Raw genomic sequence first — 24,191 nt, 5'->3', positions numbered from 1 at the left:
ATAAACGACTGCACTGAACCTGGGTTCAACGCGCGCGCCATTCCCCAAGGCGGCTGCGCAGCCGAGCTGCACATTGGCTGTGCAACTGGCTGACACGCGATTCGCTGACCCCCAGGACCTCACCGATTTCCTTGAGGTTCAGCTCTTCGTCGTAGTACAGCGCCAGTACCAGGCGCTCGCGCTCCGGCAGGTTGGCGATCGCATCGGCCAGGGCACGCTGGAAGCGCTCGTCTTCCAGATCACGCGATGGCTCAAGCTGTCCGCTCACTCCATCCTCGTGCAACCCTTCATGTTCGCCGTCCTGCAAAAGGTCGTCGAAACTGAACAGTCGGCTGCCCAAGGTATCGTTCAGAATCCCGTAGTAATCATCGAGACTCAATTGGAGTTCGGCAGCAACCTCGTGATCTTTAGCGTCACGGCCAGTTCTTGCTTCAACACAGCGCATTGCATCACTGACCATGCGCGTATTTCGATGCACCGAACGTGGCGCCCAGTCACCTTTGCGGACCTCGTCGAGCATCGCTCCGCGGATGCGGATACCGGCGTAGGTTTCGAAGCTGGCGCCCTTGCTGGCGTCATACTTGTTGGCCACTTCCAGCAGGCCGATCATGCCGGCCTGGATGAGGTCTTCGACCTGCACGTTGGCCGGCAGACGCGCCAGCAGGTGATAGGCGATGCGTTTGACCAGCGGCGCGTAGCGTTCAACCAGCTCGTACTGCGCGTCCTTGGACGCCTTGCTGTACATCTTGAAACCGCTCGAATTCATAGTACTGGCCCCGCACTGGTCGGCTGCACCAGACGCTCGACGAAAAACTCCAGATGCCCACGCGGGTTGGCAGGCAGCGGCCAGCTATCGACCTTCTGCGCGATGGCCTTGAAAGCCAGCGCACACTTGGACCGAGGGAAGGCCTCATAGACCGCCCGCTGCTTCTGCACCGCCTTGCGAACGCATTCGTCGTAAGGCACGGCGCCGACGTATTGTAGGGCGACGTCGAGGAAGCGGTCCGTGACCTTGGTCAACTTGGCAAACAGGTTGCGCCCTTCCTGCGGGCTTTGTGCCATGTTGGCCAGCACGCGGAAGCGGTTCATGCCGTAATCGCGGTTGAGCAGCTTGATCAGGGCGTAGGCGTCGGTGATCGAGGTAGGCTCGTCGCACACCACCAGCAGCACTTCCTGCGCGGCGCGCACAAAACTGACTACCGAGTCACCGATGCCGGCAGCGGTGTCGATGACCAGCACATCGAGATTGTCGCCAACATCGCTGAACGCCTGAATCAGGCCAGCGTGCTGGGCCGGCGCCAGGTGCACCATGCTCTGCGTGCCGGAGGCAGCCGGGACGATACGTACCCCACCTGGCCCCTGCAGCAGCACATCGCGCAGCTCACAGCGCCCTTCCATGACATCGGCAAGGGTGTGTTTGGGGGTCAGACCGAGCAGCACGTCGACATTGGCCAGGCCCAGGTCGGCATCAAGCAGCATGACCCGGCGGCCGAGCTCGGCCAGTGCCAGGGACAGGTTCACTGAAACGTTGGTCTTGCCGACGCCACCTTTACCACCGGTGACGGCGATCACCTGTACGGGATGCATGCTACCCATGTCTTCTGATTACCTTGTCTCGCTTGAACCCAGGCCACTCAGGAGGCTGAACGCTCGACGCCACGGATCTGCCGGGCAACCCCATGATGTAGGTACTTTTTACCGTTTTCACCTCAACCCACCCGCTTGCCAGGGTTGTGGTAGAGATCAGCGAACATGTCGGCCATGGCCTCCTCGCTGGGCTCGTCTTGCATCTGCACACTGACGGCGCGGCTCACCAGTTGGTGCTTGCGCGGCAGTTGCAGGTCTTCAGGGATGCGCGGGCCATCGGTCAGATAGGCAATCGGCAACTCATGGCTGATGGCCAGGCTCAGCACTTCGCCGAGGCAGGCCGTTTCATCGAGCTTGGTCAGGATGCAACCGGCCAGGCCGCAGCGCTTGTAGCTGTGGTAGGCGGCGGTCAGCACCTGTTTCTGGCTGGTGGTGGCCATGACCAGATAATTCTTCGAGGCAATGCCTCGCCCTGCCAGCGTTTCGAGCTGCATGCGCAGTGCCGGGTCGCTGGCTTGCAGGCCGGCGGTGTCGATCAGCACCACACGCTTGCGCAGCAGCGGCTCTAGCGCCTGGGCCAGGGACTCGCCCGGGTCGACGTAGGTTACCGAGACGTTGAGGATGCGCCCAAGGGTCTTGAGCTGCTCCTGGGCGCCGATACGGAAGCTGTCCATGCTCACCAGGGCCAGGTTGTTGGCGCCGTACTTGAGCACGTAGCGCGCAGCCAGCTTGGCCAGGGTGGTAGTCTTGCCCATGCCGGCCGGGCCGACCATGGCGATGACCCCGCCCTCCTCGATCGGTTCGATCTGCGGCACTTCGATCATGCGCGCCAAGTGCGCAAGCACCATGCGCCAGGCTTGGCGCGGCTCTTCGATGCCAGCGGTCAGTTCGAGCAGTTCACGGGCCAGCCCGCCGGACAAGCCCAGGCGCTGCAAACGGCGCCACAGGTTGGCCTGCTGCGGTTTGCTGCCTTGCAGTTGGCCCCAGGCCAGCGAGCCGAGCTGCACTTCAAGCAGTTCGCGCAGGCCCGAAAGTTCTGAGCGCATGGCGTCCAGCAAGCGCGCTTCGACCGGGGCCGGTGCCGGCGCAGGTGCCGCTTGCGGCGCCTCGACATGCGGCTCTACCAGCGGCTCGGAGGCGGTCAGCGACTGGCCGGCGAACAGTTGACGATTGCCGTCGCCCAGCTCGTTGCGGCCGCTGATTTCGGCTTGGGCGGTAACGATGCGGGACTGGGTCTTGCGCAGTTCGTCTTCGAGCTCGACGTTGGGCACGCGCGGCGCCAGCGCGGACAGCTTGTAGTCCAGCGCGGCCGTCAGCTCGACACCGCCTGCAATGCGCCGGTTGCCGATGATCGCGGCATCGGCGCCAAGCTCATCGCGGACCAGTTTCATGGCCTGACGCATATCGGCGGCGAAAAAACGCTTAACTTGCATAACCCACTACCTCAGCCATTTGGGCCCACGGTGGCAACGATGGTGACTTGCTTGTTGTCAGGTATTTCCTGATACGCCAAAACATGCAAATTCGGTACAGCCAGGCGGCCGAAGCGCGACAGCATGGCCCGGATCGGGCCGGCCACCAGAAGGATGGCCGGCTGGCCCTGCATCTCCTGACGCTGGGCTGCCTCGATCAACGAACGCTGAAGCTTCTCGGCCATGCTCGGCTCAAGAAGAACACCATCTTCCTGACCCTGCCCGGCCCTTTGCAGACTATTGAGCAAGATCTGTTCCAACCTTGGTTCCAAGGTGATCACAGGAAGCTCGGACTCAACGCCCACAATGCTTTGCACGATTGCGCGGCTCAAGCCGACACGCACCGTAGCCACCAGCGCGGCGGTATCTTGACTCTTGGCCGCGTTGTTGGCGATGGCTTCGGCAATGCTGCGTATATCGCGCACTGGCACTTGCTCTGACAGCAGCGCCTGCAAAACCTTCAACAGCCCCGACAAGGAAATGACGCCCGGCACCAACTCTTCAGCCAGCTTAGGCGAGGCCTTGGCCAGCACTTGCAGCAATTGCTGCACTTCTTCGTGGCCGATCAGCTCGTGACAGTGCTTTTGCAGGATCTGGTTGAGGTGCGTGGCCACAACCGTACTGGCATCGACCACGGTGTAGCCGAGCGACTGCGCCTGGGCGCGCTGGGCGATATCCACCCACACCGCCTCCAGGCCGAACGCAGGGTCCCGGGCGGCGATGCCGTTGAGCGTACCGAACACCTGCCCCGGGTTGATCGCAAGCTCGCGGTCCGGGTAGATCTCGGCCTCGGCCAGAATCACGCCCATCAGCGTCAGGCGGTAGGCGCTGGGCTGCAGGTCGAGGTTGTCGCGAATGTGCACGGTGGGCATGAGGAAGCCCAGGTCCTGGGACAGCTTCTTGCGCACCCCCTTGATACGCGCAAGCAACTGGCCACCCTGGTTGCGGTCCACCAACGGGATCAGGCGGTAGCCGACTTCAAGGCCGATCATGTCGATCGGGGTCACGTCGTCCCAGCCAAGCTCCTTGGTTTCCTGGGCGCGCTGCGGCGAGGGCAGCAGGTCCTGCTGACGCTGCACTTCCTGTAGCGCTACCGCCTTGGCCTTCTGCTGCTTTTTCCACACCAGGTACGCCGCACCGCCAGCGATCACGCCCAGGCCGAGGAAGGCCACGTGCGGCATGCCCGGCACCAGGCCCATGACGATCATGATGCCTGCCGACACCGCCAGCGCCTTGGGCGAGTCGAACATCTGCCGGTTGATCAGCTTGCCCATGTCTTCGGAGCCCGAAGCACGGGTCACCATGATCGCGGCGGCGGTGGATAGCAGCAGTGATGGCAATTGCGCCACCAAACCGTCACCGATGGTCAGCAAGGCGTAGACCTTGCCGGCATCGCTGAACGACATGTTGTGCTGCAGCATGCCGATGAGCATGCCGCCGATCAGGTTGATGAAGAGGATCAGCAGGCCGGCGATGGCGTCACCGCGCACGAACTTGCTGGCACCGTCCATCGAGCCGTAGAACTCGGCCTCTTGGGCAACCTCGGTACGGCGAGCCTTGGCCTGGGCCTGGTCGATCAGGCCGGCGTTGAGGTCGGCGTCGATGGCCATCTGTTTGCCGGGCATGGCGTCGAGGGTAAAGCGTGCGCTCACCTCGGAAATGCGCCCGGCACCTTTGGTCACAACGACAAAGTTGATGATCATGAGGATGGCGAAGACCACCGCACCGACGACGTAGTTGCCGCCGATGACCACTTCACCGAAGGCCTGGATCACCTTGCCTGCGGCGCCGTGGCCTTCCTGGCCGTGGAGCATGACCACGCGGGTGGAGGCGACGTTCAGGGCCAGGCGCAGCAGGGTCGCGACCAGCAGAATAGTGGGGAACGCGGCGAAATCCAGCGGGCGCAGGGCGTAGACGCAGACCAGCAGGACGACGATGGAGAGTGCGATGTTGAAGGTGAAGAAGACGTCGAGCAGGAACGGCGGGATCGGCAACATCATCATTGCCAACATGATCAGCAGAAGCAGCGGCACGCCGAGGTTGCCCCGACCGAGACCGGCCAGGTTGTTACGGGCGTTGCTGATTAACTGGGTGCGGTCCACCGGGTTTCCTCTTCAAGCAAAACTTTGACGCCTGCGTGGCGCCTGGCGCTGCTTGTGCAAGAAGCCTTCCAACTTTGCGTTGGCGGGGGAATTTTGAGGTGCGCCAGGCATGGACAGGCGTCTGCTGCCAGGCCCTGGGGCCGCTCTATGGTTTTGTGCAGGCCTGTCGGGGCCTCATCGCAGGCTGGCGCCAGCTCCCACAGGGGCCGCTCTCAACCGCAACATGGCTGGTGGGACCCAATCCTTTGGCAAATGATAGAGAGTCGTGGCGAGCGGGCTAGTCCCGCGTTGGGCTGCGCAGCAGCCCTGAAAACCCCAGGGGCTGCTGCGCAGCCCAACGCGGGACAAGCCCGCTCGCCACAAGGGAGCTCGCTACAAGAAGATATGTCTGGCGGGAACAGGGCTGCACATAACCGAGCAAGCCCACGCGCCAGGTAAATCAGAACAGCTCTACCCGCACTCACTCATCCCGCCGCAAATCATCAGGAATCGGCAGATCTTTCTTCAATGGCTCCGGCGACTTACCCTTGCCTGCTCGGTACTGCCGAATCTGGAACACATACGCCAACACCTGCGCCACCGCCAGGTACAAGCCTGCCGGGATCTCCTGCTCAAGCTCGGTCGAGTAGTAAATCGCCCGTGCCAACGCCGGCGACTCCAGAATCTGCACTTTGTGCTCAACCCCGATCTCACGCATTTTCAAGGCAATGAAATCCGTCCCCTTGGCCAGCAGCAACGGCGCCACCCCGCCCTTCTCGGGGTCGTACTGCAACGCCACGGCATAGTGCGTCGGGTTGGTGATGATCACATCAGCATCCGGTACTGCCGCCATCATGCGACGCTGTGAAGCCTCGCGCTGCAACTGCCGGATACGCTGCTTGACCTCAGGCTTACCCTCGCTGTCCTTGTACTCGTCCTTGACTTCCTGCTTGGTCATCTTCATTTTCTGGTGCGTCTGATACAGCTGCAACGGCACGTCAGCCGCCGCGATCAGCAGCAGCCCAGCAGCCATCCACAACGTGCTCCAGCCAACCACCTGCACAGCATGGATGATCGCCTGCTCCAGCGGCTCGTTGGCAATCGACATCAGCGCCTCGCGGTCGCTGGACAGCACCACCAGGGCCACGATCAGAATCACGAAAAACTTGGCCAGCGCCTTCAGAAGCTCCGTCAGCGCATTCATCGAAAACATCCGCTTGATGCCTGCCAGCGGGTTCATACGGCTGAATTTGGGCTGCAACAGGCTCCCGGAAAACAGAAAACCACTCAACGCGATGGGCGCGACGAACGCCACCACGAACAGCAGGATCAGCACCGGCTGCACCGCCCAGATGGCCATCTTGCCCGAGGCCAGCAGGAACGCACCCATGCTGCGCTCATCGACGATCACCTCGCGCGTCAGGCTGAAGTTCATGCGCATCAGCGTCATCAGCGTCTCGGCCAGGTGGCCACCGAACATCAGCAAAGCGCCCGCCCCGGCAAGCGTGACGCCTACCGTGTTGAGCTCCTTGGAGCGCGCCACCTCACCTTTTTTGCGCGAGTCGGTCTTGCGCTTGTCGGTGGGGTCTTCTGTCTTGTCCTGACCGCTCTCGCTCTCAGCCATGCTCAGCTCGCCCGCGCCAGCTCACGCAGCCACTGCAGCGCTTCGCTGGCCAGTGCCTGGTAATGGGAAAGAATATCGGCAAGGCCGACCCAGAAGATGGCGATACCCAGCACCAGGGTCAGCGGGAAACCGATGGAGAAAATGTTCAATTGCGGCGCCGCGCGGGTCATCACGCCAAACGCGATGTTGACCACCAACAGCGCGGCGATCGCCGGCAGAATCAACAGCAATCCCGCGCCCAGCACCCAGCTCAGGCGCCCGGCCACATCCCAGAAATGCTCAACCACCAGCGCATTGCCGACCGGCAGCGTGGTGAAGCTTTCGGTGAGGATTTCGAACACCACCAGGTGCCCATTCATCAGCAGGAACAGCACACTCACCAGCATGGTCATGAACTGGCTGACCACCGCCACGTTGACGCCGTTGGCCGGGTCCACCATCGAGGCGAACGCCATACCCATCTGCACGGCAACGATCTGGCCGGCAATCACGAACGCCTGGAACAACAACTGCAACGAGAAGCCGAACAAGGCGCCAACGATGATTTGCTCGGCGCACAGCAGCAGGCCGCGAAGGCTCAGAGGGTCGAACTGCGGCAGCGGCGGCAGCGCGGGCACGATCACCACGGTGATGGCCACAGCCACGTACAGCCGCAGGCGCGCCGGGAGCATCTTGGTGCCGAAGATCGGCATGGTCATCAGCACCGCCGTCACCCGGAACAACGGCAGGATGAACGTGGCGACCCAGGTGCCGATCTGCGTGTCGGTCAGCTCCAGCATGGCCGCCTCAGCCGATCAACTGCGGGATGTTGGTGTACAGGCTGATGAAGTACTCCATGAACTTCTGCACCAGCCAAGGCCCGGCAATGATCAGCGTGATCAGCATCATCAGCAGGCGCGGCAGAAAGCTCAGGGTTTGTTCGTTGATCTGCGTGGCGGCCTGGAACATCGCCACCACCAGCCCCACCAGCAAGCTGGGGACCACCAGCGTTGCGACCATCAAGGTGGTCAGCCAGAGCGCGTCGCGAAACAGGTCAACGGCAATTTCCGGGGTCATCGAAGCTCTCCTGGGGCGGTGTCAGACGCCGCCGAAACTGCCGGCAAGGGTGCCCATGATCAAGGCCCAGCCATCCACCAGCACGAACAGCATGATCTTGAACGGCAGCGAGATGATCAGCGGCGACAGCATCATCATACCCATGGCCATCAGCACACTGGCCACCACCATGTCGATGATCAGGAACGGGATGAAGATCATGAAACCGATCTGGAACGCCGTCTTGAGCTCAGAGGTGACGAACGCCGGCACCATGATGGTCAACGGCACTTGGTCGGGGCCGGTGATATCGGTGCGCTTGGACAGACGCATGAACAGGTCCAGGTCGCTCTGCCGGGTTTGCGCCAGCATGAAGTCCTTGAGCGGCACCTGCGCCTTGTCGATGGCCTGCTGGGCGGTCATCTGCTCAGCCAGGTAAGGCTGGATCGCGTCCTTGTTCACCCGGTCGAACACCGGCGCCATGATGAACATGGTCAGGAACAGCGCCATGCCGGTCAGCACCTGGTTCGATGGCGTCTGCTGCAGGCCCAGGGCCTGACGCAGAATCGAGAACACGATGATGATGCGGGTAAAGCTGGTCATCAGGATGACGAACGCCGGAATGAAGCTCAGCGCCGTCATGATCAGCAGAATCTGCAGGCTGACCGAATATTCCTGCTGCCCGTCCGCCCCGTTTGACAGGGTAATGGCCGGGATCGACAGCGGGTCGGCGGCCAGCGCCAGTGGTGCTGCCATCAGCAGCGCCAGAGTCAACAGCAAGCGCGTTGCGCCCATCATCACGTCTTGTCCTTTTGATCCTTGCCCATCAGCTCAAGCAGCCGCTGGGCGAATTCCGGCGTTGCCTGGCGGGCGCTATTGGGCACCTCGACCGGCTCGGCCAGCACATGCAGGGCCTCGATGCTGCCCGGCGAGTGGCCGATCAGAATCTGCTCCTTGCCCACCTGTATCAACAACAGACGATCGCGCGGGCCGATGGCACGGGTGCCGACGATCTCGATCACTGGCGCGCCGCGCTGAGCGGTGCCCTGCATGCGCCGCAGCAGCCAGGCCAGGAAGAAGATCAGGCCCACTACCAACAGCAGCCCGAAGAGCATCTGCGCCAGCTGCCCGCCAAGGCCGCCGGGGGTTGCCGACGCAGTGGTCTGCACAGGCTGGGCCTGGGCGATGGCCACTTCGCTGAGCAACAACGCGCCCACGGCCGCAATGGCCCGCAAGGTGCCCTTCACTCAGCGCAGCTTCTTGATACGTTCGCTGGGGCTGATCACGTCAGTCAGGCGGATGCCGAACTTTTCGTTGACCACGACCACCTCGCCATGGGCGACCAGGGTGCCGTTGACCAGCACGTCCAGCGGCTCACCGGCCAGGCGGTCGAGCTCGATCACCGAGCCCTGGTTGAGCTGCAGCAGGTTGCGGATGTTGATCTCGGTGCTGCCCACTTCCATGGAGATGCTCACTGGAATGTCCAGGATCACGTCCAGGTTCGGCCCTTCGAGGCTGACGTTCTCGTTGGGCTTGGGCGAGCTTGCGAACTCTTCCATCGGCAGGCGATCACTGCCGCTGTCTGCCGCCAGCAGTGCGTCGATGTCGGACTGGCCGGCATCGCCGGTTTCTTCCAGGGCTGCGGCCCATTCATCGGCCAGGGCCTGATCGTCGGAAGCGTTGATGTCGTTTTCGTTAGCCATGATTTCCTCGACAGCCATTCAATTCGTTTAATGCGACCGTTGCGCCTCAGCGGCGCGGGATCGGGTCGATGACCTGCAGCGCCAGGTTGCCTTTGTGCGAACCCAGGCGCGCCTTGAACGCCGGCACACCGTTGGCGCGCAGCACCAGGTGCTCAGGCAGTTCCACCGGGATCACATCACCCGGCTGCATGTGCAGGATGTCGCGCAGTTTCATCTGGCGCCGCGCAACCGTTGCCGAAATCGGTACGTTGACGTCCAGTACGTCCTCGCGCAGGGCCTTGACCCAGCGCTCGTCCTGGTCGTCCAGGTCGGACTGGAAGCCCGCATCGAGCATTTCGCGCACCGGCTCGATCATCGAGTACGGCATGGTCACGTGCAGGTCGCCACCACCGCCATCAAGTTCGATGTGGAAGGTCGACACCACCACCGCCTCGCTCGGGCCGACGATGTTGGCCATGGCCGGGTTGACCTCGGAGTTTATGTACTCGAAGTTGACCGGCATGATCGCCTGCCAGGCTTCCTTGAGGTCGACGAAGCACTGGTCCAGCACCATGCGCACCACGCGCAGCTCGGTGGGGGTGAATTCACGCCCCTCGATCTTGGCGTGACGGCCGTCGCCACCGAAGAAGTTGTCCACCAGCTTGAACACCAGCTTGGCGTCGAGGATGAACAGCGAGGTGCCACGCAGCGGCTTGATCTTGACCAGGTTCAAGCTGGTGGGCACGTACAGCGAGTGTACGTATTCACCGAACTTCATCACCTGCACGCCGCCCACGGCTACGTCCGCCGAGCGGCGCAGCAGGTTGAACATGCTGATGCGGGTATAACGGGCGAAACGCTCGTTGATCATCTCCAGGGTCGGCATGCGCCCCCGGACGATACGGTCCTGACTGGTCAGGTCGTAGCTTTTGATACTGCCGGGGTCACCACCGCTTTCGGTGGTGACCAGGCCATCGTCCACCCCATGCAACAGGGCGTCGATCTCATCCTGGGACAGCAGGTCCTGCACGGCCATCGGTGTGCTCCTACTGCAATACGAAGTTGGTGAACAGCAGCTGGTCGATGACCGGCTTGCCGACTTCTTTCTGGGCGACTTCCTGCACCACGGCGGTGGCTTTCTGGCGCAGCATCTCTTGACCGACCGGGCTGTTGGCCAGTACGTCGAAGCCTTGACCAGAGAACATCATCACAAGGTTGTTGCGAATCACCGGCATGTGCACTTTCAGCGCATCGAGATCGGCCTGGCTGCGGCCCTGCATGGTGATGCTCACCTGCATGTAGCGCTGGCGGCCATTCTGGTTGAAGTTGACCACGAAGGCTGGCGCCAGCGGCTCGTAGATCGCCGCCTGCTTGACGTTGGCTGCGGCGGGGTCGACTGCCGGAGCCGTTTCGCCCTTGTGCATGAAGAACCAGGTAGCGCCCACCGAAAGGCCGACGGCCAGCAGCAGGGCCACCACCAGCAGCAGGATCATCTTGAGTTTGCCTTTAGCGGCGGGGTCTTTCACTGCGTCGGTCTTAGCCATGCCAATAATCCGTCGTCCATCAGGGTTTCAAAGAGGATGACGAGGCTTGAGCAAGTGTTATGCCAGATTTGTCGCAACGAGTTTTTTGTGCCCCAAAGGACAACGCGATCCCTGTAGGAGCGGCCTTGCGCCGCGAAGGGCTGCGTAGCGGCCCCGGGATCTCGGCCTATTCAAAAATCCTGGGGCTGCTACGCAGCCCTTCGCGGCGCAAGGCCGCTCCTACAGGGGGTAAGGCATCGATCAGGCGTAGTAATCGACCGCGCTGTCGCCAATCACCACTTGCTGCTCGACCGGCTGTGTGGCGTCGGCCACATTTTCGCCCTCGCCTGCACCATTGGCGGCGCGGCGGGCGGCAACGCCGGAGAGGTTCGAGCCGCCCTGCTGGGCCTGCTGCTGCTGTTGCTCACGGGATTGGTCGGCAACGCTGACATCCGGTTGCGCCAGGCCCTGCTGGGCGAACAGTTCACGCAGGCGGTGGGCCTGGCTGTCGAGGGCATCGCGCACGCCGGCGTGGCCACTGACGAAGTGGATTTGCGTGGATTGGTCCGCCGCAACGTTGACGCGGATGTCCAGGCGCCCAAGCTCGGCGGGCTCCAACTGGATATCAGCGGACTTTAGGTTCTGGCTGGACAGGTACATGACTCGGTTGACCAGGCCCTCAGTCCACCCACCCTGGTTCATCGACAGCGGCTGCTGCAAGGGGCTTGGGGTCACCGGCACGGCATTGGCGGTCTTGGCGGTGGCAGCCTGGGTCAGGCTCGCCAGGCGATTGGCGAAATCGTCCACGCGGGTGTCGCTGCTGGCGTTCTTGAGATCCTTGAGGCCATCGTCGAGCAGCCCGGTAAAGGCTTTGTCACCACGCTCGGAACTGCCAGGCTCGGCCTCCCCCTTCTGCACCAGGTTCGCCAAGGTATTGACGGCTGCCGCGTTCGAGTCATTTGGTTGCTGGGCAGTCGCCTCGCTTCGCGCGCTGGCGGCGTGCGCAGAGGTGGTCCCCTGCGCCTGGGCAGTCTGCTCCAGCGCCAAGCGCAAGGTCGGCATGTCGGCCAAGGGGTCGGCTTCGGGGTCGAATTCTGCCGGCGCAGGCGTTGCCGCTGCGGCGCTCACGGCCGGTTGGGCTGCCGCCTGCAACACCGGGGCGACGGCTTCGGCCTGGGCCTGAAGCAACTGCGCGCCGGGCTGGGCGTCGGTGACCTGGCCCGCTACAAGCGACGAATCCAGGGATGGCGCAGTGTCGCCGTCGCTTGCCTCGGCAACCGGCGTGACTGGCAAGGCATTGCCGTCATCGGCAACCGCTGGCGTTGCAGCGTCATCTTTCTTGCCGTTGTCGGCAGCCGCCGGTTTGTCTTTCGGGCTGGCCTGGGCGGGGCCTTTGGCCACTTTGTCATCACGCGCAGGGACCGCGTCACGGCCTTGCTTGACCATCACTTTTTCAAAGCTTGGGCCCTTGTCTGCCGCGGGCTGTGGCTGTTTTTCGGCAACGCCTGCCGCCGGGCGCGAAGGCTTGTTCAGCAGGCCGGCTTGCAACAATGGGTTAGGTGCCACAGGCATTGAAAGGTCTCCACACCAGAAACTTGATAAAACATCTGGGTAAAGACAGGCAAAACTCGCGCCAGCTTTGTCAGCCGGCGGAAATTCGTTCCCGTTCGCTACCGTAAAACTGCTGCACTTCACGGTATTCGAGGTCGATGCGGTTGATCAGGTCCTCGATGCCATACAACGGCAACTGCCTGACCCGGTCTTCCAGTTCCTGGCACAACCCTGCCAGGCCAACAGCGCCCATGTTCGAGCTGCTGCCCTTGAAACTGTGCGCGGCCATGCCAAGCTCGGCTGCGTCCTTGGCGTGGTGCAGCTGGCTCAAGCGCCGCTCGGAATCCTCCAGGAAGGTATCCAGTAGCTGCAGGTAGCCGTCCTCCATGATCTCGCGCAGGTCGCAAAGGACCTTGTGATCTATGTGCACATCCATCACGTGCTCACTCCCTGATCAAGCCTGATTGCAAAAGGCCCGGCGCCACCGCCCGGCCCACCCTTTACCATTGCACCGCCACCCGCGCCAGGCGCCCGCCATCAAGCCACTCGGCGCTGTGCGCAAGGCGCTGCACCAGGTTCAGCCCGCGCCCGCAGAAGCCTTGGGCCTGCGGGCTGCGCGCCAGCACCGACGCGACGTCAAAACCGCTGCCGCTGTCACGCACCTCAATCATCAGACGACCACCTGTGGCATGGGGTTCAACCCTGAGACCGATACGCACCACACCGCCCACTTCGACGGCCAGGCGCTCGGCGCGCTGGCGATAGTACTCCGAGAACCCCTGCGCGTCGCGCTTGAGCGATGAATCCAGGCCCAGCACACCGTGCTCAAGGGCATTGGCGTACAACTCGCTGAGCACACTGTGCAACAAGCCACTGCTAGGCCTGAGCCCGTGAATCTCTTGCAGCAACTGCACCAGATACGGCACCGGGTTGAAACGGCGCAGGCTGTCGCCACGCAGTTCAAAGTCCAGCGACCAGTCCAAGGGGCTTGAACGGCCGCTGTCGGAGTACACGACCGCCTGCGCCACCGCGCCGTCCGGGCCGAGCATGCGCACATCGCACAGGCTGATATCATCCCGCGCCTGGCCGCCAAAGCGTGCCAGCGCCTGCATCAGCTCATCGAACAACTGCGCAGGCTCCCGATTTGCCGCAAGTACCTGATGCAGGCGTTGCTCGCCAAACAGCCGCTCCTGAGCATCGCCGCTGTCGACCACCCCGTCAGACAACAGCAGCAGGCGCTCACCTTCCGCCAGCGGCAGCACGCAGGTTGAATCGTCGAACCGCTCCGGCGGCAGAATACCCAACGGCAGGTGGCGCGAGGCCAGCACGCCCAGCACCTCTCCCGCCGCTGACAAGCGGTAGCCGTCGGGCATGCCGCCGCTCCACACCTCCACCGTGCCGCGCTGGAAGCTCAGGTTAAGCAGCAGTGCGCAGCAAAACATGTCCACCGGCAAGATGCGCTTGAGCTTGGCGTTCATTTCACGCAGCGTCTCGACCAGGCCGTAACCCTTGGCGGTCATGCCATAGAACACTTCAGCCAAGGGCATGGCGCCAACCGCAGCCGGCAAGCCGTGGCCAGTGAAGTCACCAAGCAGCAGGTGCATGTCGCCGTTAGGGGCGTAGGCGGCCAGCAGCAGATCGCCATTGAACAGCGCATAGGGCGATTGCAGGTAACGGATATTTGGCGCGTTGAGGCAACCGGAGTGGGCGACCTTGTCGAACACTGCCTTGGCCACCCGCTGTTCGTTGAGCAGGTGGTGGTGATGGCGGGTAATCTGGTCGCGCTGCTCAAGCACCGTCGCCTGCAGCCGCCGCAAGCGGTCCATGGCGCGGATTTTCGCCGCCAGAATGACCGGGCTGTAGGGTTTGGCCATGAAATCGTCGCCGCCTGCCTCCAGGCAACGCACCAGCCCCTGCTCTTCGTTGAGCGAGGTGAGGAAGATGATCGGCACCAGCGCTTCGCCAGCCAACGCCTTGATCTGCCGGGCGGCCTCGAAGCCGTCCATCACCGGCATCAGCGCGTCGAGCAAGACGATCTGCGGGCGCTGTTGCATGAACAGCTGCACGGCCTGCGCGCCATCCTCGGCGGTACACACCTCATGCCCCTGGCGGCGCACGATCTGCGCCAGCAGCAGACGGTCGGCAGCGCCGTCCTCAGCGATCAACACACGCAACGCCTGATTGGCAGGCATGATGGCGCTCAACTGATATCGAACAGTTTGTCGAAGTTGGAGATGGCAAGGACCTTGCGCACATCATCACTGGCGTGCACCAGGCGGATGTCGGAGTCATCGCCACCGACGTGATCGCGCAGCAACAGCAGCATACCCAGCGCAGAACTGTCGAGATAGGTGGCTTCCTTCAGGTCTACCACCACCGAATCCAGCACAGGATGCTGACGTTCATAGGCATCCCTGAATTCCTGATGCTTGCCGAAGTCAAAGCGGCCCTTGATCTTGATCGTGAGTTTCTTCCCTTCCTGCGAAAAAACGGATTCCACTGCCATGCGAGCGATTCCTTCGATGATGGCGAATGCAGCTTAGAAAGGTTTAGCAGTGCGCACCCCAGGGTGCAAGGTTGCCACCACCGAGCGCACCTTGTAGGAGCGGCCTTGCGTCGCGAAAGGGCTGCGTAGCGGCCCCAGCATTTTTGAATAAAGCCGAGATCCTGGGGCCGCTACGCGACCCTTTCGCGACACAAGGCCGCTCCTACAGGGGGCTTTGCCTTGGCAGGCGCTGCGACAGTTCGTCGAGCAGGCGCTGCTCGCGCTTGTCTTCGGCGCGGCGGGCTTCGTCCATGTAGCGCTGCACCAGCTTGCGCAAGCCCTCGACCTTGGCGTACGCCTGCTGCCAGGTGCCACGGGCGTTGTTGAGGTTGTTCTGGTGCCAGGCCATGCTCTGGCGCTGCTGGGTCATGGCCGTCTCGAGCTGGCCAAGAAAGCGCTGGTAGTTGACCAGCCAGTTGCCGTTGACGCCCTGCCCGCCTCGGTCGATCCACTGCGCCTGGTAGCCTTCGCGAAAGCTTTCCAGCTCTTTGAGCTTGGCTTGCGCCTGGGCCACCTGCTGCTGAAAGTGCCCCAGGCGCTGCGCAGCCTTGCGCTCGGCCTCCTCGGCCATTTGCACCACTGGCGCCAGGCGCGCAGCGCGACTTGGCTGGGCCATGGTTTAGCGGCCTGTGCCTGGAGGCGTGAAGATCGCGTCAAGCTCGGTGCGGCTCTGTGTCATCGACACATTTTCATCGAGCCCCTGGCGCAGATAATCGACCATGCGTGATTGCAAGGCGATGGCAAGGTCGGTCTCAGGATCGCCGCCAGCTACATAGGCGCCGACGCTGATCAGGTCGCGGCTCTGCGACAGGCGCGACCACAGCTGCTTGAGTTTCTGCGCCTGGCGCAGATGGCCAGCATCGACCACCTGTGGCATTACCCGGCTGATCGACGCTTCGATATCAATGGCTGGGTAGTGGCCTTCTTCGGCCAAGCGCCGCGACAGCACGAAGTGGCCGTCCAGCACGCCTCGCGCCGAGTCGGCGATAGGGTCCTGCTGGTCGTCTCCTTCGGAGAGCACGGTATAGAAGGCCGTAATCGACCCGCCACCGGCCTCGCCGTTACCGGCGCGCTCGACCAGCTTGGGCAGCTTGGCGAACACTGAAGGCGGGTAGCCACGCGTGGCCGGCGGCTCGCCGATGGCCAGGGCGATTTCACGTTGGGCCTGGGCAAAACGGGTCAGCGAGTCCATCAGCAACAGGACATTCTTGCCCTTGTCGCGGAAGTACTCCGCAATGCGCGTGCAGTACATCGCTGCCCGCAAGCGCATCAAAGGCGCATCGTCCGCAGGCGAAGCCACCACCACCGAACGTTTGAGCCCTTCCTCGCCGAGGATGTGCTCGATGAACTCCTTGACCTCACGGCCCCGCTCACCGATCAGCCCGACCACAATGATCTCGGCTTCGGTAAAGCGGGTCATCATGCCCAGCAGCACCGACTTACCCACACCGGTACCGGCGAACAGGCCCAGACGCTGGCCACGGCCGACGGTCAACAGGCCATTGATGCTGCGAATGCCAACGTCCAGCGGCTGGCTGATCGGGTCGCGGTTGAGCGGGTTGATTACCGGCCCGTCCATCGGCACCCAGTCTTCGGCCTTCATGCCGCCCTTGCCATCCAGGGCACGGCCGGCGCCATCGAGCACCCGGCCGAGCATGCTCATGCCCATGGGCAGGCGGCCGCTGTCATCCAGCGGCACCACCCGCGCCCCTGGGGCAATGCCGGCAATGCTGCCGACCGGCATCAGGAACACTTTGTTACCGGCAAAGCCCATCACCTCGGCTTCAACCTGTACCGGGTGATAGCTGTCGTCGTTGATCACCATGCAGCGGCCGCCCACTGCGGCGCGCAGCCCCTCGGCCTCAAGGGTGAGGCCGACCATGCGCAGCAGACGGCCTTCGACCACCGGCTGGGCAGGCAGCTTCACCGCGTCCTGGTAACCCTCAAGACGCTTGCCGAAGCTGGTCCGCTCAAGGCGCATCAGTGGGCTCCACCGGGGCCGCGGGGGCCTGCAGGTCGACCGAAATATCAGGTGTCGAAGGGTGCAGCGCCTGATCGTGGGACTGGTCGAACAACTGCGCAACCGCCTTCTCGATGCGCGTTTCCATGGTCGCATCGATACGGCTGTGGGCAGTCTCGATGCGGCAGCCGCCGGGCAGCAGGGCTTCGTCTTCGAGCAGCTTCCAGTTCTCTTCGTGGCGTTCGCGCAGGGCCTTGGCCAGCTCGAAATCCTGCGGGTTGAGGTGGATGCGAATGTTCTCGGCGCCCATGGGCAGCAACTTCAGCGCTTCACGCAGCACGTGGGTGACCTGACTGGAGTCGCCGCGCAGCTCGCGGCCTATCACCTGGCGCGCCATATTGGCGACCAGGTGCACCAGGCCTTTTTCGATCTGCGTGTCCTGCTCGGCAATCGGTTCGAGCAGGTGCGTCATCAGTTGTTCAAGGCTGACCAGCTTGGCTGCCAGGGCCACTTCGGCCTCCTGGCGCACCTTGATCTGAGTGCTGTGAAAACCTTCGCGCTCGCCCGTGGCGAAGCCTTCGTTGTAGGCCTCCTGACGGATCGCTTCGAGCTCTTCGAGGGTCAACGGCTGGACTTCATCCAGCGGGACTTCTTCGACTTCCTCGACGATCTCGGGCTCAGGTTCAGGCTCCGGCGGCGGCGCCGGGTCGAAGCTTGGAAGCGCCCAGACATCGACGCCCTCAAGGTCACGGGCGCGTATCAGATCGCTGGGATGGACGGTGGTGGACATACTGAAAAGCCTCGTTAGCTGCAAGCTTCAAGCTGCACGTAAAAGCAGGCCCGCGTTCGCGGCGCTTATTGCAGCTTGCCTCTTGAATCACAAGCTTCGAGCGTCAAGCCACAAGGACAAGCACCTATCGCAGGCCCGCTTCCACTTGCAGCTTGCAGTTCGAAGCTTGCAGCTTAAATCATTTCCTCGGCGCCTTTGCCGCCGAGCACGATCTCGCCGGCCTCGGCCATGCGGCGGGCGATGGTGAGGATTTCTTTCTGCGCCGTTTCCACGTCGCTGACGCGCACCGGGCCCTTGGCTTCGAGGTCGTCGCGCAGCAGTTCCGAGGCACGCTTGGACATGTTCTTGAAGACCTTGTCCTTGACCCGCTCGTCGGCACCTTTGAGCGACACCACCAGCACATCCGAGGACACCTCGCGCAGCAGCGCCTGGATACCCCGGTCGTCGACGTCGGCCAGGTTGTTGAAGACGAACATCAAGTCTTCGATCTGCTCGGACAGTTCGCTGTCGATCTCGCGGATCGAATCCATCAGTGCACCTTCGACGGAGCTGTCGAGGAAGTTCATGATGTCGGCAGCGCGCTTGATACCGCCCAGTGTGGTACGGGCCGCGTTGGAGTTGCCCGAGAACTGCTTCTCGAGGATCTGGTTGAGCTCTTTGAGCGCCGCAGGTTGTACGGTGTTCAACGACGATACGCGCAGCACGATGTCCAGGCGCACTTTATGGTCGAAGTTGCTCAGCACTTCACCGGCCTGGTCGGGGTCGAGGTAGGCGACCACGATCGCCTGGATTTGCGGGTGCTCGAAGCGGATCACGTCAGCCACGGCACGCGGCTCCATCCACTTCAGGCTGTCCAGGCCGCTGGTATTGCCACCGAGCAGAATGCGGTCGATCAGGCCGTTGGCCTTGTCTTCGCCCAGCGCCTGGCTGAGCATCTTGCGGATGTAGCTGTCGGAGCCCACGCCCAGGCTGGTCTGGTCGCCGACGATCTCGACGAACTCGCTCATGACCTGCTCGACCTGCTCGCGATGGACGTTGCCCATCTGCGCCATGGCCACACCGACCCGCTGCACTTCCTTGGGGCCCATGTGACGCAGCACCTGTGCGGCATCGGTCTCGCCGAGCGAGAGCAGGAGGATAGCCGCTTTGTCGACACGGCTCAGCTTGGCGGTAACGGCTCGGTTGTCACTCATCGTCGTTGATCCACTCTTTCACGACCTGGGCCACGCGGCCCGGATCTTCGGCCACCAGGCCTTTGATTGCGTTGAGCTGTGCTTCGTAACCCTCGGTAGGGCTTGGCAACAGAATACTTGTCGGGCCACCCAGGCTTACCCGGTCGTTGGCAAGTTCGCCATCCAGACCGATCATCCCGCCCAGCTCCATGTCGCCATCTGCAGCAGCTTGCTTGCCGCCACCGGTAATGTTGTTGAGCACCGGGCGCAGCACGCCGAACACCAGGATCAGGATGAACACCACGCCCAGCACTTGCTTGACGATGTCCCAGAACCACGGCTGCGAATAGAACGGAATATCCACCAGTTCGTCGCCACGGTCAGCAGCGAACGGCACGTTGATCACGGTCACGCTGTCGCCACGGCTGGCGTCGAAGCCGACGGCGTCCTGCACCAGGCGGGTGAAGCGCGCCAAGTCTTCGGCGTTCCATGGGCTGCGGGTGGCTTCGCCGTTGGCAGCGTCGAGCTTGACCTGGTCGTCGACCACCACGGCCACCGACAGGCGCGTCAGGCGCCCCTGCTGCTGGCGGGTATGGCTGATCGAACGGTCGAGTTCGAAGTTCTTGGTGCTCTGCAGACGCTTGTCACTCGGGTACGGCGCGAGCATCGGCTGGCCGGTGGCCGGGTCCATGATCTGCTGGCCGTTGGAATCGACCAGCGGCTGGCCAGGCTGGATCGCGCCAGCCGCACCGGCTGCGCCGCCAGTAGTCTGTGGCGCACTGGCAGGGCCTGGTGGCTGGTTGCTCAGCGCGCCGGGGACGCCTTGCGGGCCCTGGCTACTGGAGCGCTGTTCATTGACCGACTGCTCGCTGCGCAGCGCTGGCTGGTCAGGGTTGAACTGCTCGGAGGTGGACTCCACGGCACTGAAATCGACGTCGGCCGACACTTCAGCCTTGTAGCGGTCATTACCCAGCACCGGCTGCAGGATGTTGTGCACACGCTGGGTGAGCATGCCTTCCATGCGGCGGCTGTAGTCGAACTGCTTGCCGGCCATGGTCAGGGCGGTGTCTTGCAGTTGCTCGGAGAGCAGGTTGCCCTTCTGGTCGACCACGGTGACCTGGGACTTGTCCAGTTCTGGCACGCTGGTGGCGACCAGGTTGACGATCGCCATCACCTGCCCTGCTTCCAGCGCACGGCCCGGGTACAGCTCGACCAGTACCGAAGCACTTGGCTTGCGTTCGTCACGCACGAACACCGAGCTTTTCGGGATGGCCAGGTGCACGCGGGCAGCCTTCACATTGTTCAGGCTCGACACCGTGCGCGCCAGCTCGCCTTCAAGGCTGCGGCGGTAGCGGGTGGCTTCCATGAACTGGCTGGTACCCAGGCCCTGCTCCTTGTCGAGCAGCTCGAAGCCGACGTTGCCGTCGCTTGGCGCCACACCTGCAGCTGCAAGTTTCAGGCGCGCACGGGAGAGGTCGTCGGCCTTGACCAGCAGGGCACCGGAATTGGGCTCTACGTTGTAGGGAATATCGGCAGCGGCCAGGGTGTCCATGACCTGCTTGGTGTCCATGCCGGCAAGGCTGCCGTACAGCGGGCGGTAGTCCGGCTGCTGTGACCACAGCACCACGGCAAAACCGATGGCCACGCTGGCAGCCAGGCCGACCAGCAGGCCCACCTGCCGCAGCATGGGCATCTGCGAGATGTTTTCCAGGAACGACATACCGAACAGCGGCGGCTTGGCTGCTGGCGGCCCGCTTTTGGCGGGGGCGTTATCGACGGTTGCTGCTTCGGCCATGACTCAACTCTCGCCTTAAACCGGCATCTGCATGATGTCCTGGTACGCTTGCACCAGCTTGTTACGCACCTGGGTCAACGCCTGGAACGACACCGAAGCCTTTTGCGAGGCAATCATCACGTCGGTCAGGTCCACGCCGCTCTTGCCGATTTCGAAGGCATTGGACAGCTGGGTGGATGCCTGCTGCACATCGCTGACCTTGCCGATGGCTTGGCCAAGCATGTCGGCAAAGCTGCTCTGACCCGGCGCCAGCTCAGGGGCTGCAGCGACTTTGGGCAGCGACATGGCATCGGCCTGCATGGCACGCATGTCCAACATCAGACGATTGAATTCAACACCTTGGGTCATGGACTTCTCTCTCCGGCGGCCGCATTTTTTTGACAGTCATGCAGCGGGTAGGCTGGAACTAGCAAGAGCAGTGCCAGTACGCGTTTTTACATTCAAAACGATGCATCAACCGAACAGGCCGGCCTCCACATCAAGGCCGGCATCACGCATTTGCGCAAGCTTGTAGCGCAGCGTGCGCGGGCTGATACCCAGACGCTCAGCGGCTTCCTTGCGGCGGCCACGTTCGGCACGCAAGGTATCGATGATCATCTGGAATTCATGGCGGCGCATGTCGTCGCCCAGCCCACCCTGCTCGACCGTCAAATCTGCGGATAATGGCGCAATAGTGGCCACCCCGGGTGCCGACAACGGAATGACGCCGGCCAGACAGAAATCCGCCGCCTCGATGACGCCGCCCTGCTGCAGAATCAATGCCCGCTGCAGCGCGTTGTCCAACTCGCGTACGTTGCCAGGCCAGGCGTAGCTTTGCAGGCAGGCGCGGGCATCGGCAGACAACCGCACCGGTGCGTGTTTCATCTTGCCGACATGCCGCGCCAACAGGCGCTCGGCCAGCGGCAGAATGTCGGCGGGCCGCTCGCGCAGGGCGCTCCATGCCAGCGGGAACACCGACAAACGGTAGAACAGGTCTTCACGAAAACGCCCTGCGGCCACTTCACCGGCCAAGTCGCGGTTGGTGGTGGCCAGCACGCGGATATCCAGTGCAATTGGCTTGCGCCCCCCTACCCGCTCCACTTCACGCTCCTGCAGCACACGCAGAAGCTTGGCCTGTAGCGCCAAGGGCATTTCGGAAATTTCGTCGAGCAGCAGCGTGCCACCTTCGGCCTGCTCGAACTTGCCAGGCTGGGCAGCGATGGCGCCGGTAAACGAGCCCTTCTCATGGCCGAAGAGCGTGGCTTCGAGCATGTTGTCAGGGATGGCTGCGCAGTTTATCGCCACGAAAGGCGCTGCCGCCCGCGGCGATTGCTGGTGAATGTAGCGCGCCAGCACCTCCTTGCCGGTGCCCGATTCGCCCGAAATCAACACCGTCGACTCGCTGCGCGCAACCCGCGCCGCCAGCTCCAGCAACTGCCGGCTGGCAGGTTCGCTGGCGACCGGGCCGTCATCTTCGCTATTGCCAAGCCGACCAGCGGCATGGCGCTCGACCAGGCTCAACAAGGCCTGCGGCTCAAAGGGCTTTACCAGGTAATCCACAGCGCCTTGGCGCATCGCATCCACCGCCCGCTCGACCGCAGCGTGGGCGGTCATCAGCAAAACCGGCAACTCCGGGTGGTTGCGCCCAAGCTGGGCGAGCAGTTGATGGCCGTCCATACCCGGCATGTTGACGTCGCTGACGACCAGGCTGAACGGCTCCTGGCCAACAGCCAGCAAGGCCTCTTCGGCCGACGCCACGGCGCGGTGGGCGAAACCGCCGATTTCCAGCGTATCGGTGAGCGCCTGGCGCAATACACGGTCGTCCTCGACCAGCAATACCTTGATATCCATCAGTGGGTCTCCGGTGCTCCGATCAAAGGCAGCACTACATAGGCACAGGTGCCACGGCCGGGCCTGGAACGCAGGCGCAGCACGCCCTGGTGCGCTCGGGCCACCGCCTGCACGACGGCAAGGCCCAGGCCAGTGCCGGTTGCCTTGGTGGTGAGGAAAGGTTCGCCCAGGCGCCCGAGCAGCTCAGCGTCGATACCAGAGCCCGCATCACTGATGCACAGGTGCAGGTTCTGCTCGCGGCGGTACAGGTGAACCTTGAGCCGCGCAGGTTCCGCGCTGGCTTGCGAGGCGTTGTCGATCAGGTTCAGCACGGCACCCACCAGGGTGTCGCGATTGCACAGCAACTCGCCCAGCTGAACATCGCACTGCCAGCGCACCGCATGGCCTTGCACGTGGGTTTGCGCTGCGTGTTGCAAGGCCTGGAACAGGGCCTTGGGGGTCAGGCGATCAACCAAGGGCAACTCGCCGCGGGCGAACACCAGCATGTCGCGCACCTGGTGCTCCAGCTCTTGCAGGCGCTCTTTCAAGCTGCCGGCAAAGCGCAGGCGGGTTTCTTCAGGCAGGTCGCGCCCAGCATCGGCCAGGTGGCTGGCATACAGCATGGCCGCGGACAGTGGCGTGCGGATCTGATGCGCCAGCGAGGCGACCATGCGCCCCAGCGAGGACAGCCGTTCATGGCGCGCCAACTGGCCCTGCAACCGACGGGTTTCGGTGAGGTCGGTCAACAGCACCAACTGGCCAGGCTCGGCATCCAGCGAGCGGGTGGCGATGGACAGGCGACGGCCATCGCGCAGCGACACCTCGTGGCCATCGTCCTTGCGCGGCGCAAAGCTGCGGGCGATCACCTCGCGCCAGAGCAAGCCGATCAGCGGCTCGCCGAGCAACTCGCAGGCGGCGGGATTGGCTTCACACACATAGCCTTGCGCGTCGATCACGATCACGCCCCCGGGCAGCAGGTCGAGCAGGTTCTGCAGGCGGTTGGCCAGGCGTTCCTTTTCACCAAGCTCGGCCATGCGCTGCGCACTGACCACCGCCAACTCGCCCTTGAGCTCGCTGACGCGCGCTTCGAGCATGCCGTAGGACTCGGTGAGCTGAGTGGAAACCTGGCTGAACAGGGCAAACGCCTGTTCCAGGCCCAGTCGACTTTCCTGCTCGACCGGGATGACTCCCTGGACGCCAGGGGCTAGGGACTTGGGGGCGGCCTGGGGCATGGTGCTCTCTCGCATGGCTGACCGTCATAAAAACGGTGTGATGCCAGCGGTGTAGCAATAGCCGTGCCGGGGATAGGGATTTAGCTGCAATAGTGCGGATTAGGCGGCACCGACTGCGCCGTTACAGCGATGGGTCTTGTGCAAGCCTTTGCCGGCCTCATCGCAGGCTATCGCCAGCTCCCACAAAAACCGCGCAGAGCCGCGATATTGATGCCTGGCGCAGATGCTTGTGGGAGATTCTATGGTTTCGGGCAAGTCGCTTTTGATTGTGTAGGAGCGGCCTTGTGTCGCGATGGGCTGCGAAGCAGCCCCAGGATCTGTGCACCCACCAGA

The 24,191-nt window shown here is 63.1% G+C and carries 24 protein-coding genes; all 24 read right to left on the bottom strand.

Translation table 11 applies throughout. From position 1 onward, the window contains the following. Positions 1–25 precede the first annotated feature (25 nt). Positions 26–766, bottom strand: coding sequence for an RNA polymerase sigma factor FliA (gene fliA, locus HU720_RS15490; RefSeq protein ID WP_186520809.1), 741 nt, complete (start codon positions 764–766; stop codon positions 26–28). Beyond that, a complete protein-coding gene (fleN, locus tag HU720_RS15485; RefSeq protein WP_186520808.1) occupies positions 763–1,596 on the bottom strand; it encodes a flagellar synthesis regulator FleN in 834 nt (277 codons plus the stop codon). The genes fliA and fleN overlap by 4 nt, the downstream gene beginning before the upstream one ends. A gap of 113 nt (positions 1,597–1,709) precedes the next feature. Further along, positions 1,710–3,020: a flagellar biosynthesis protein FlhF gene (gene flhF, locus HU720_RS15480; protein WP_186520807.1), complete on the bottom strand. Its 1,311-nt coding sequence runs from the start codon at positions 3,018–3,020 to the stop codon at positions 1,710–1,712. Between the two features lie 11 nt (positions 3,021–3,031). Continuing rightward, positions 3,032–5,161, bottom strand: coding sequence for a flagellar biosynthesis protein FlhA (flhA, locus tag HU720_RS15475; RefSeq protein WP_186520806.1), 2,130 nt, complete (start codon positions 5,159–5,161; stop codon positions 3,032–3,034). A 460-nt stretch (positions 5,162–5,621) separates the two neighbouring features. Next, positions 5,622–6,764, bottom strand: a complete 1,143-nt coding sequence (gene flhB, locus HU720_RS15470) for a flagellar biosynthesis protein FlhB (protein ID WP_186520805.1) — start codon at positions 6,762–6,764, stop codon at positions 5,622–5,624. Between the two features lie 2 nt (positions 6,765–6,766). Beyond that, positions 6,767–7,543 carry a flagellar biosynthetic protein FliR gene (gene fliR, locus HU720_RS15465; RefSeq protein WP_186520804.1) on the bottom strand — a complete coding sequence of 259 codons (777 nt, stop codon included), beginning with the start codon at positions 7,541–7,543 and terminating at the stop codon, positions 6,767–6,769. 7 nt (positions 7,544–7,550) lie between these two features. After that, positions 7,551–7,820, bottom strand: a complete 270-nt coding sequence (gene fliQ / locus HU720_RS15460) for a flagellar biosynthesis protein FliQ (RefSeq protein ID WP_186520803.1) — start codon at positions 7,818–7,820, stop codon at positions 7,551–7,553. A 21-nt stretch (positions 7,821–7,841) separates the two neighbouring features. Next, positions 7,842–8,594, bottom strand: a complete 753-nt coding sequence (gene fliP / locus HU720_RS15455) for a flagellar type III secretion system pore protein FliP (RefSeq protein ID WP_186520820.1) — start codon at positions 8,592–8,594, stop codon at positions 7,842–7,844. 2 nt (positions 8,595–8,596) lie between these two features. Further along, positions 8,597–9,046 carry a flagellar biosynthetic protein FliO gene (gene fliO, locus HU720_RS15450; protein WP_186520802.1) on the bottom strand — a complete coding sequence of 150 codons (450 nt, stop codon included), beginning with the start codon at positions 9,044–9,046 and terminating at the stop codon, positions 8,597–8,599. After that, a complete protein-coding gene (gene fliN / locus HU720_RS15445) occupies positions 9,047–9,502 on the bottom strand; it encodes a flagellar motor switch protein FliN (protein ID WP_186520801.1) in 456 nt (151 codons plus the stop codon). A 46-nt stretch (positions 9,503–9,548) separates the two neighbouring features. Then, positions 9,549–10,517 carry a flagellar motor switch protein FliM gene (fliM, locus tag HU720_RS15440; RefSeq protein WP_186520800.1) on the bottom strand — a complete coding sequence of 323 codons (969 nt, stop codon included), beginning with the start codon at positions 10,515–10,517 and terminating at the stop codon, positions 9,549–9,551. Between the two features lie 10 nt (positions 10,518–10,527). Next, a complete protein-coding gene (gene fliL, locus HU720_RS15435) occupies positions 10,528–11,025 on the bottom strand; it encodes a flagellar basal body-associated protein FliL (RefSeq protein WP_186520799.1) in 498 nt (165 codons plus the stop codon). Positions 11,026–11,265: 240 nt separating this feature from the next. Then, positions 11,266–12,576: a flagellar hook-length control protein FliK gene (locus HU720_RS15430; RefSeq protein WP_186520798.1), complete on the bottom strand. Its 1,311-nt coding sequence runs from the start codon at positions 12,574–12,576 to the stop codon at positions 11,266–11,268. Between the two features lie 70 nt (positions 12,577–12,646). After that, complete coding sequence (locus tag HU720_RS15425; RefSeq protein ID WP_186520797.1) at positions 12,647–12,994, bottom strand: Hpt domain-containing protein; 348 nt, start codon at positions 12,992–12,994, stop codon at positions 12,647–12,649. 61 nt (positions 12,995–13,055) lie between these two features. Further along, positions 13,056–14,747: a fused response regulator/phosphatase gene (locus HU720_RS15420; protein WP_186520796.1), complete on the bottom strand. Its 1,692-nt coding sequence runs from the start codon at positions 14,745–14,747 to the stop codon at positions 13,056–13,058. Positions 14,748–14,755: 8 nt separating this feature from the next. After that, on the bottom strand, positions 14,756–15,061 hold the full coding sequence (locus tag HU720_RS15415; RefSeq protein WP_186520795.1) for an STAS domain-containing protein: 306 nt from the start codon (positions 15,059–15,061) through the stop codon (positions 14,756–14,758). Positions 15,062–15,263: 202 nt separating this feature from the next. After that, positions 15,264–15,716, bottom strand: a complete 453-nt coding sequence (fliJ, locus tag HU720_RS15410) for a flagellar export protein FliJ (RefSeq protein ID WP_186520794.1) — start codon at positions 15,714–15,716, stop codon at positions 15,264–15,266. Positions 15,717–15,719: 3 nt separating this feature from the next. Next, positions 15,720–17,081: a flagellar protein export ATPase FliI gene (gene fliI, locus HU720_RS15405; protein WP_186520793.1), complete on the bottom strand. Its 1,362-nt coding sequence runs from the start codon at positions 17,079–17,081 to the stop codon at positions 15,720–15,722. Further along, on the bottom strand, positions 17,071–17,850 hold the full coding sequence (gene fliH, locus HU720_RS15400; RefSeq protein WP_186520792.1) for a flagellar assembly protein FliH: 780 nt from the start codon (positions 17,848–17,850) through the stop codon (positions 17,071–17,073). Before fliH ends, fliI begins: the two co-directional genes overlap by 11 nt. A 173-nt stretch (positions 17,851–18,023) precedes the next feature. Continuing rightward, positions 18,024–19,043, bottom strand: coding sequence for a flagellar motor switch protein FliG (gene fliG, locus HU720_RS15395; protein ID WP_186520791.1), 1,020 nt, complete (start codon positions 19,041–19,043; stop codon positions 18,024–18,026). Then, the gene (fliF, locus tag HU720_RS15390; RefSeq protein WP_186520790.1) at positions 19,036–20,817 is read right to left on the bottom strand and encodes a flagellar basal-body MS-ring/collar protein FliF; all 1,782 of its coding nucleotides are present in this window, start codon (positions 20,815–20,817) and stop codon (positions 19,036–19,038) included. The genes fliG and fliF overlap by 8 nt, the downstream gene beginning before the upstream one ends. 15 nt (positions 20,818–20,832) lie before the next feature. Next, a complete protein-coding gene (gene fliE / locus HU720_RS15385; RefSeq protein WP_186520789.1) occupies positions 20,833–21,165 on the bottom strand; it encodes a flagellar hook-basal body complex protein FliE in 333 nt (110 codons plus the stop codon). A 105-nt stretch (positions 21,166–21,270) separates the two neighbouring features. Next, positions 21,271–22,647 carry a sigma-54 dependent transcriptional regulator gene (locus HU720_RS15380; protein ID WP_186520788.1) on the bottom strand — a complete coding sequence of 459 codons (1,377 nt, stop codon included), beginning with the start codon at positions 22,645–22,647 and terminating at the stop codon, positions 21,271–21,273. Then, a complete protein-coding gene (locus tag HU720_RS15375; protein WP_186520787.1) occupies positions 22,647–23,858 on the bottom strand; it encodes an ATP-binding protein in 1,212 nt (403 codons plus the stop codon). Before HU720_RS15375 ends, HU720_RS15380 begins: the two co-directional genes overlap by 1 nt. Between the last annotated feature and the right edge of the window lie 333 nt (positions 23,859–24,191).

This window comes from Pseudomonas sp. SWRI51 (assembly GCF_014268825.1).
GTDB classification, from domain to species: Bacteria; Pseudomonadota; Gammaproteobacteria; order Pseudomonadales; family Pseudomonadaceae; genus Aquipseudomonas; species Aquipseudomonas farsensis.
Note: the sequence above shows the minus strand (reverse complement) of the source record. Positions and strands in the feature narration are given on the sequence as shown.

Excerpts from the sequence above, each read along its gene's own strand:
- fliA (WP_186520809.1), bottom strand. The coding sequence starts at position 766 with ATGAATTCGAGCGGTTTCAAGATGTACAGCAAGGCGTCCAAGGACGCG.
- fliR (WP_186520804.1), bottom strand. The coding sequence starts at position 7,543 with ATGCTGGAGCTGACCGACACGCAGATCGGCACCTGGGTCGCCACGTTC.
- HU720_RS15380 (WP_186520788.1), bottom strand. The coding sequence starts at position 22,647 with ATGGATATCAAGGTATTGCTGGTCGAGGACGACCGTGTATTGCGCCAG.
- fliL (WP_186520799.1), bottom strand. The coding sequence starts at position 11,025 with ATGGCTAAGACCGACGCAGTGAAAGACCCCGCCGCTAAAGGCAAACTC.
- fliM (WP_186520800.1), bottom strand. The coding sequence starts at position 10,517 with ATGGCCGTGCAGGACCTGCTGTCCCAGGATGAGATCGACGCCCTGTTG.
- fliJ (WP_186520794.1), bottom strand. The coding sequence starts at position 15,716 with ATGGCCCAGCCAAGTCGCGCTGCGCGCCTGGCGCCAGTGGTGCAAATG.
- flhB (WP_186520805.1), bottom strand. The coding sequence starts at position 6,764 with ATGGCTGAGAGCGAGAGCGGTCAGGACAAGACAGAAGACCCCACCGAC.
- HU720_RS15420 (WP_186520796.1), bottom strand. The coding sequence starts at position 14,747 with ATGCCTGCCAATCAGGCGTTGCGTGTGTTGATCGCTGAGGACGGCGCT.
- HU720_RS15375 (WP_186520787.1), bottom strand. The coding sequence starts at position 23,858 with ATGCCCCAGGCCGCCCCCAAGTCCCTAGCCCCTGGCGTCCAGGGAGTC.
- fliF (WP_186520790.1), bottom strand. The coding sequence starts at position 20,817 with ATGGCCGAAGCAGCAACCGTCGATAACGCCCCCGCCAAAAGCGGGCCG.
- HU720_RS15430 (WP_186520798.1), bottom strand. The coding sequence starts at position 12,576 with ATGCCTGTGGCACCTAACCCATTGTTGCAAGCCGGCCTGCTGAACAAG.
- fleN (WP_186520808.1), bottom strand. The coding sequence starts at position 1,596 with ATGGGTAGCATGCATCCCGTACAGGTGATCGCCGTCACCGGTGGTAAA.
- fliP (WP_186520820.1), bottom strand. The coding sequence starts at position 8,594 with ATGGGCGCAACGCGCTTGCTGTTGACTCTGGCGCTGCTGATGGCAGCA.
- HU720_RS15415 (WP_186520795.1), bottom strand. The coding sequence starts at position 15,061 with ATGGCAGTGGAATCCGTTTTTTCGCAGGAAGGGAAGAAACTCACGATC.
- flhF (WP_186520807.1), bottom strand. The coding sequence starts at position 3,020 with ATGCAAGTTAAGCGTTTTTTCGCCGCCGATATGCGTCAGGCCATGAAA.
- fliH (WP_186520792.1), bottom strand. The coding sequence starts at position 17,850 with ATGTCCACCACCGTCCATCCCAGCGATCTGATACGCGCCCGTGACCTT.
- fliG (WP_186520791.1), bottom strand. The coding sequence starts at position 19,043 with ATGAGTGACAACCGAGCCGTTACCGCCAAGCTGAGCCGTGTCGACAAA.
- fliE (WP_186520789.1), bottom strand. The coding sequence starts at position 21,165 with ATGACCCAAGGTGTTGAATTCAATCGTCTGATGTTGGACATGCGTGCC.
- fliI (WP_186520793.1), bottom strand. The coding sequence starts at position 17,081 with ATGCGCCTTGAGCGGACCAGCTTCGGCAAGCGTCTTGAGGGTTACCAG.
- fliQ (WP_186520803.1), bottom strand. The coding sequence starts at position 7,820 with ATGACCCCGGAAATTGCCGTTGACCTGTTTCGCGACGCGCTCTGGCTG.
- fliN (WP_186520801.1), bottom strand. The coding sequence starts at position 9,502 with ATGGCTAACGAAAACGACATCAACGCTTCCGACGATCAGGCCCTGGCC.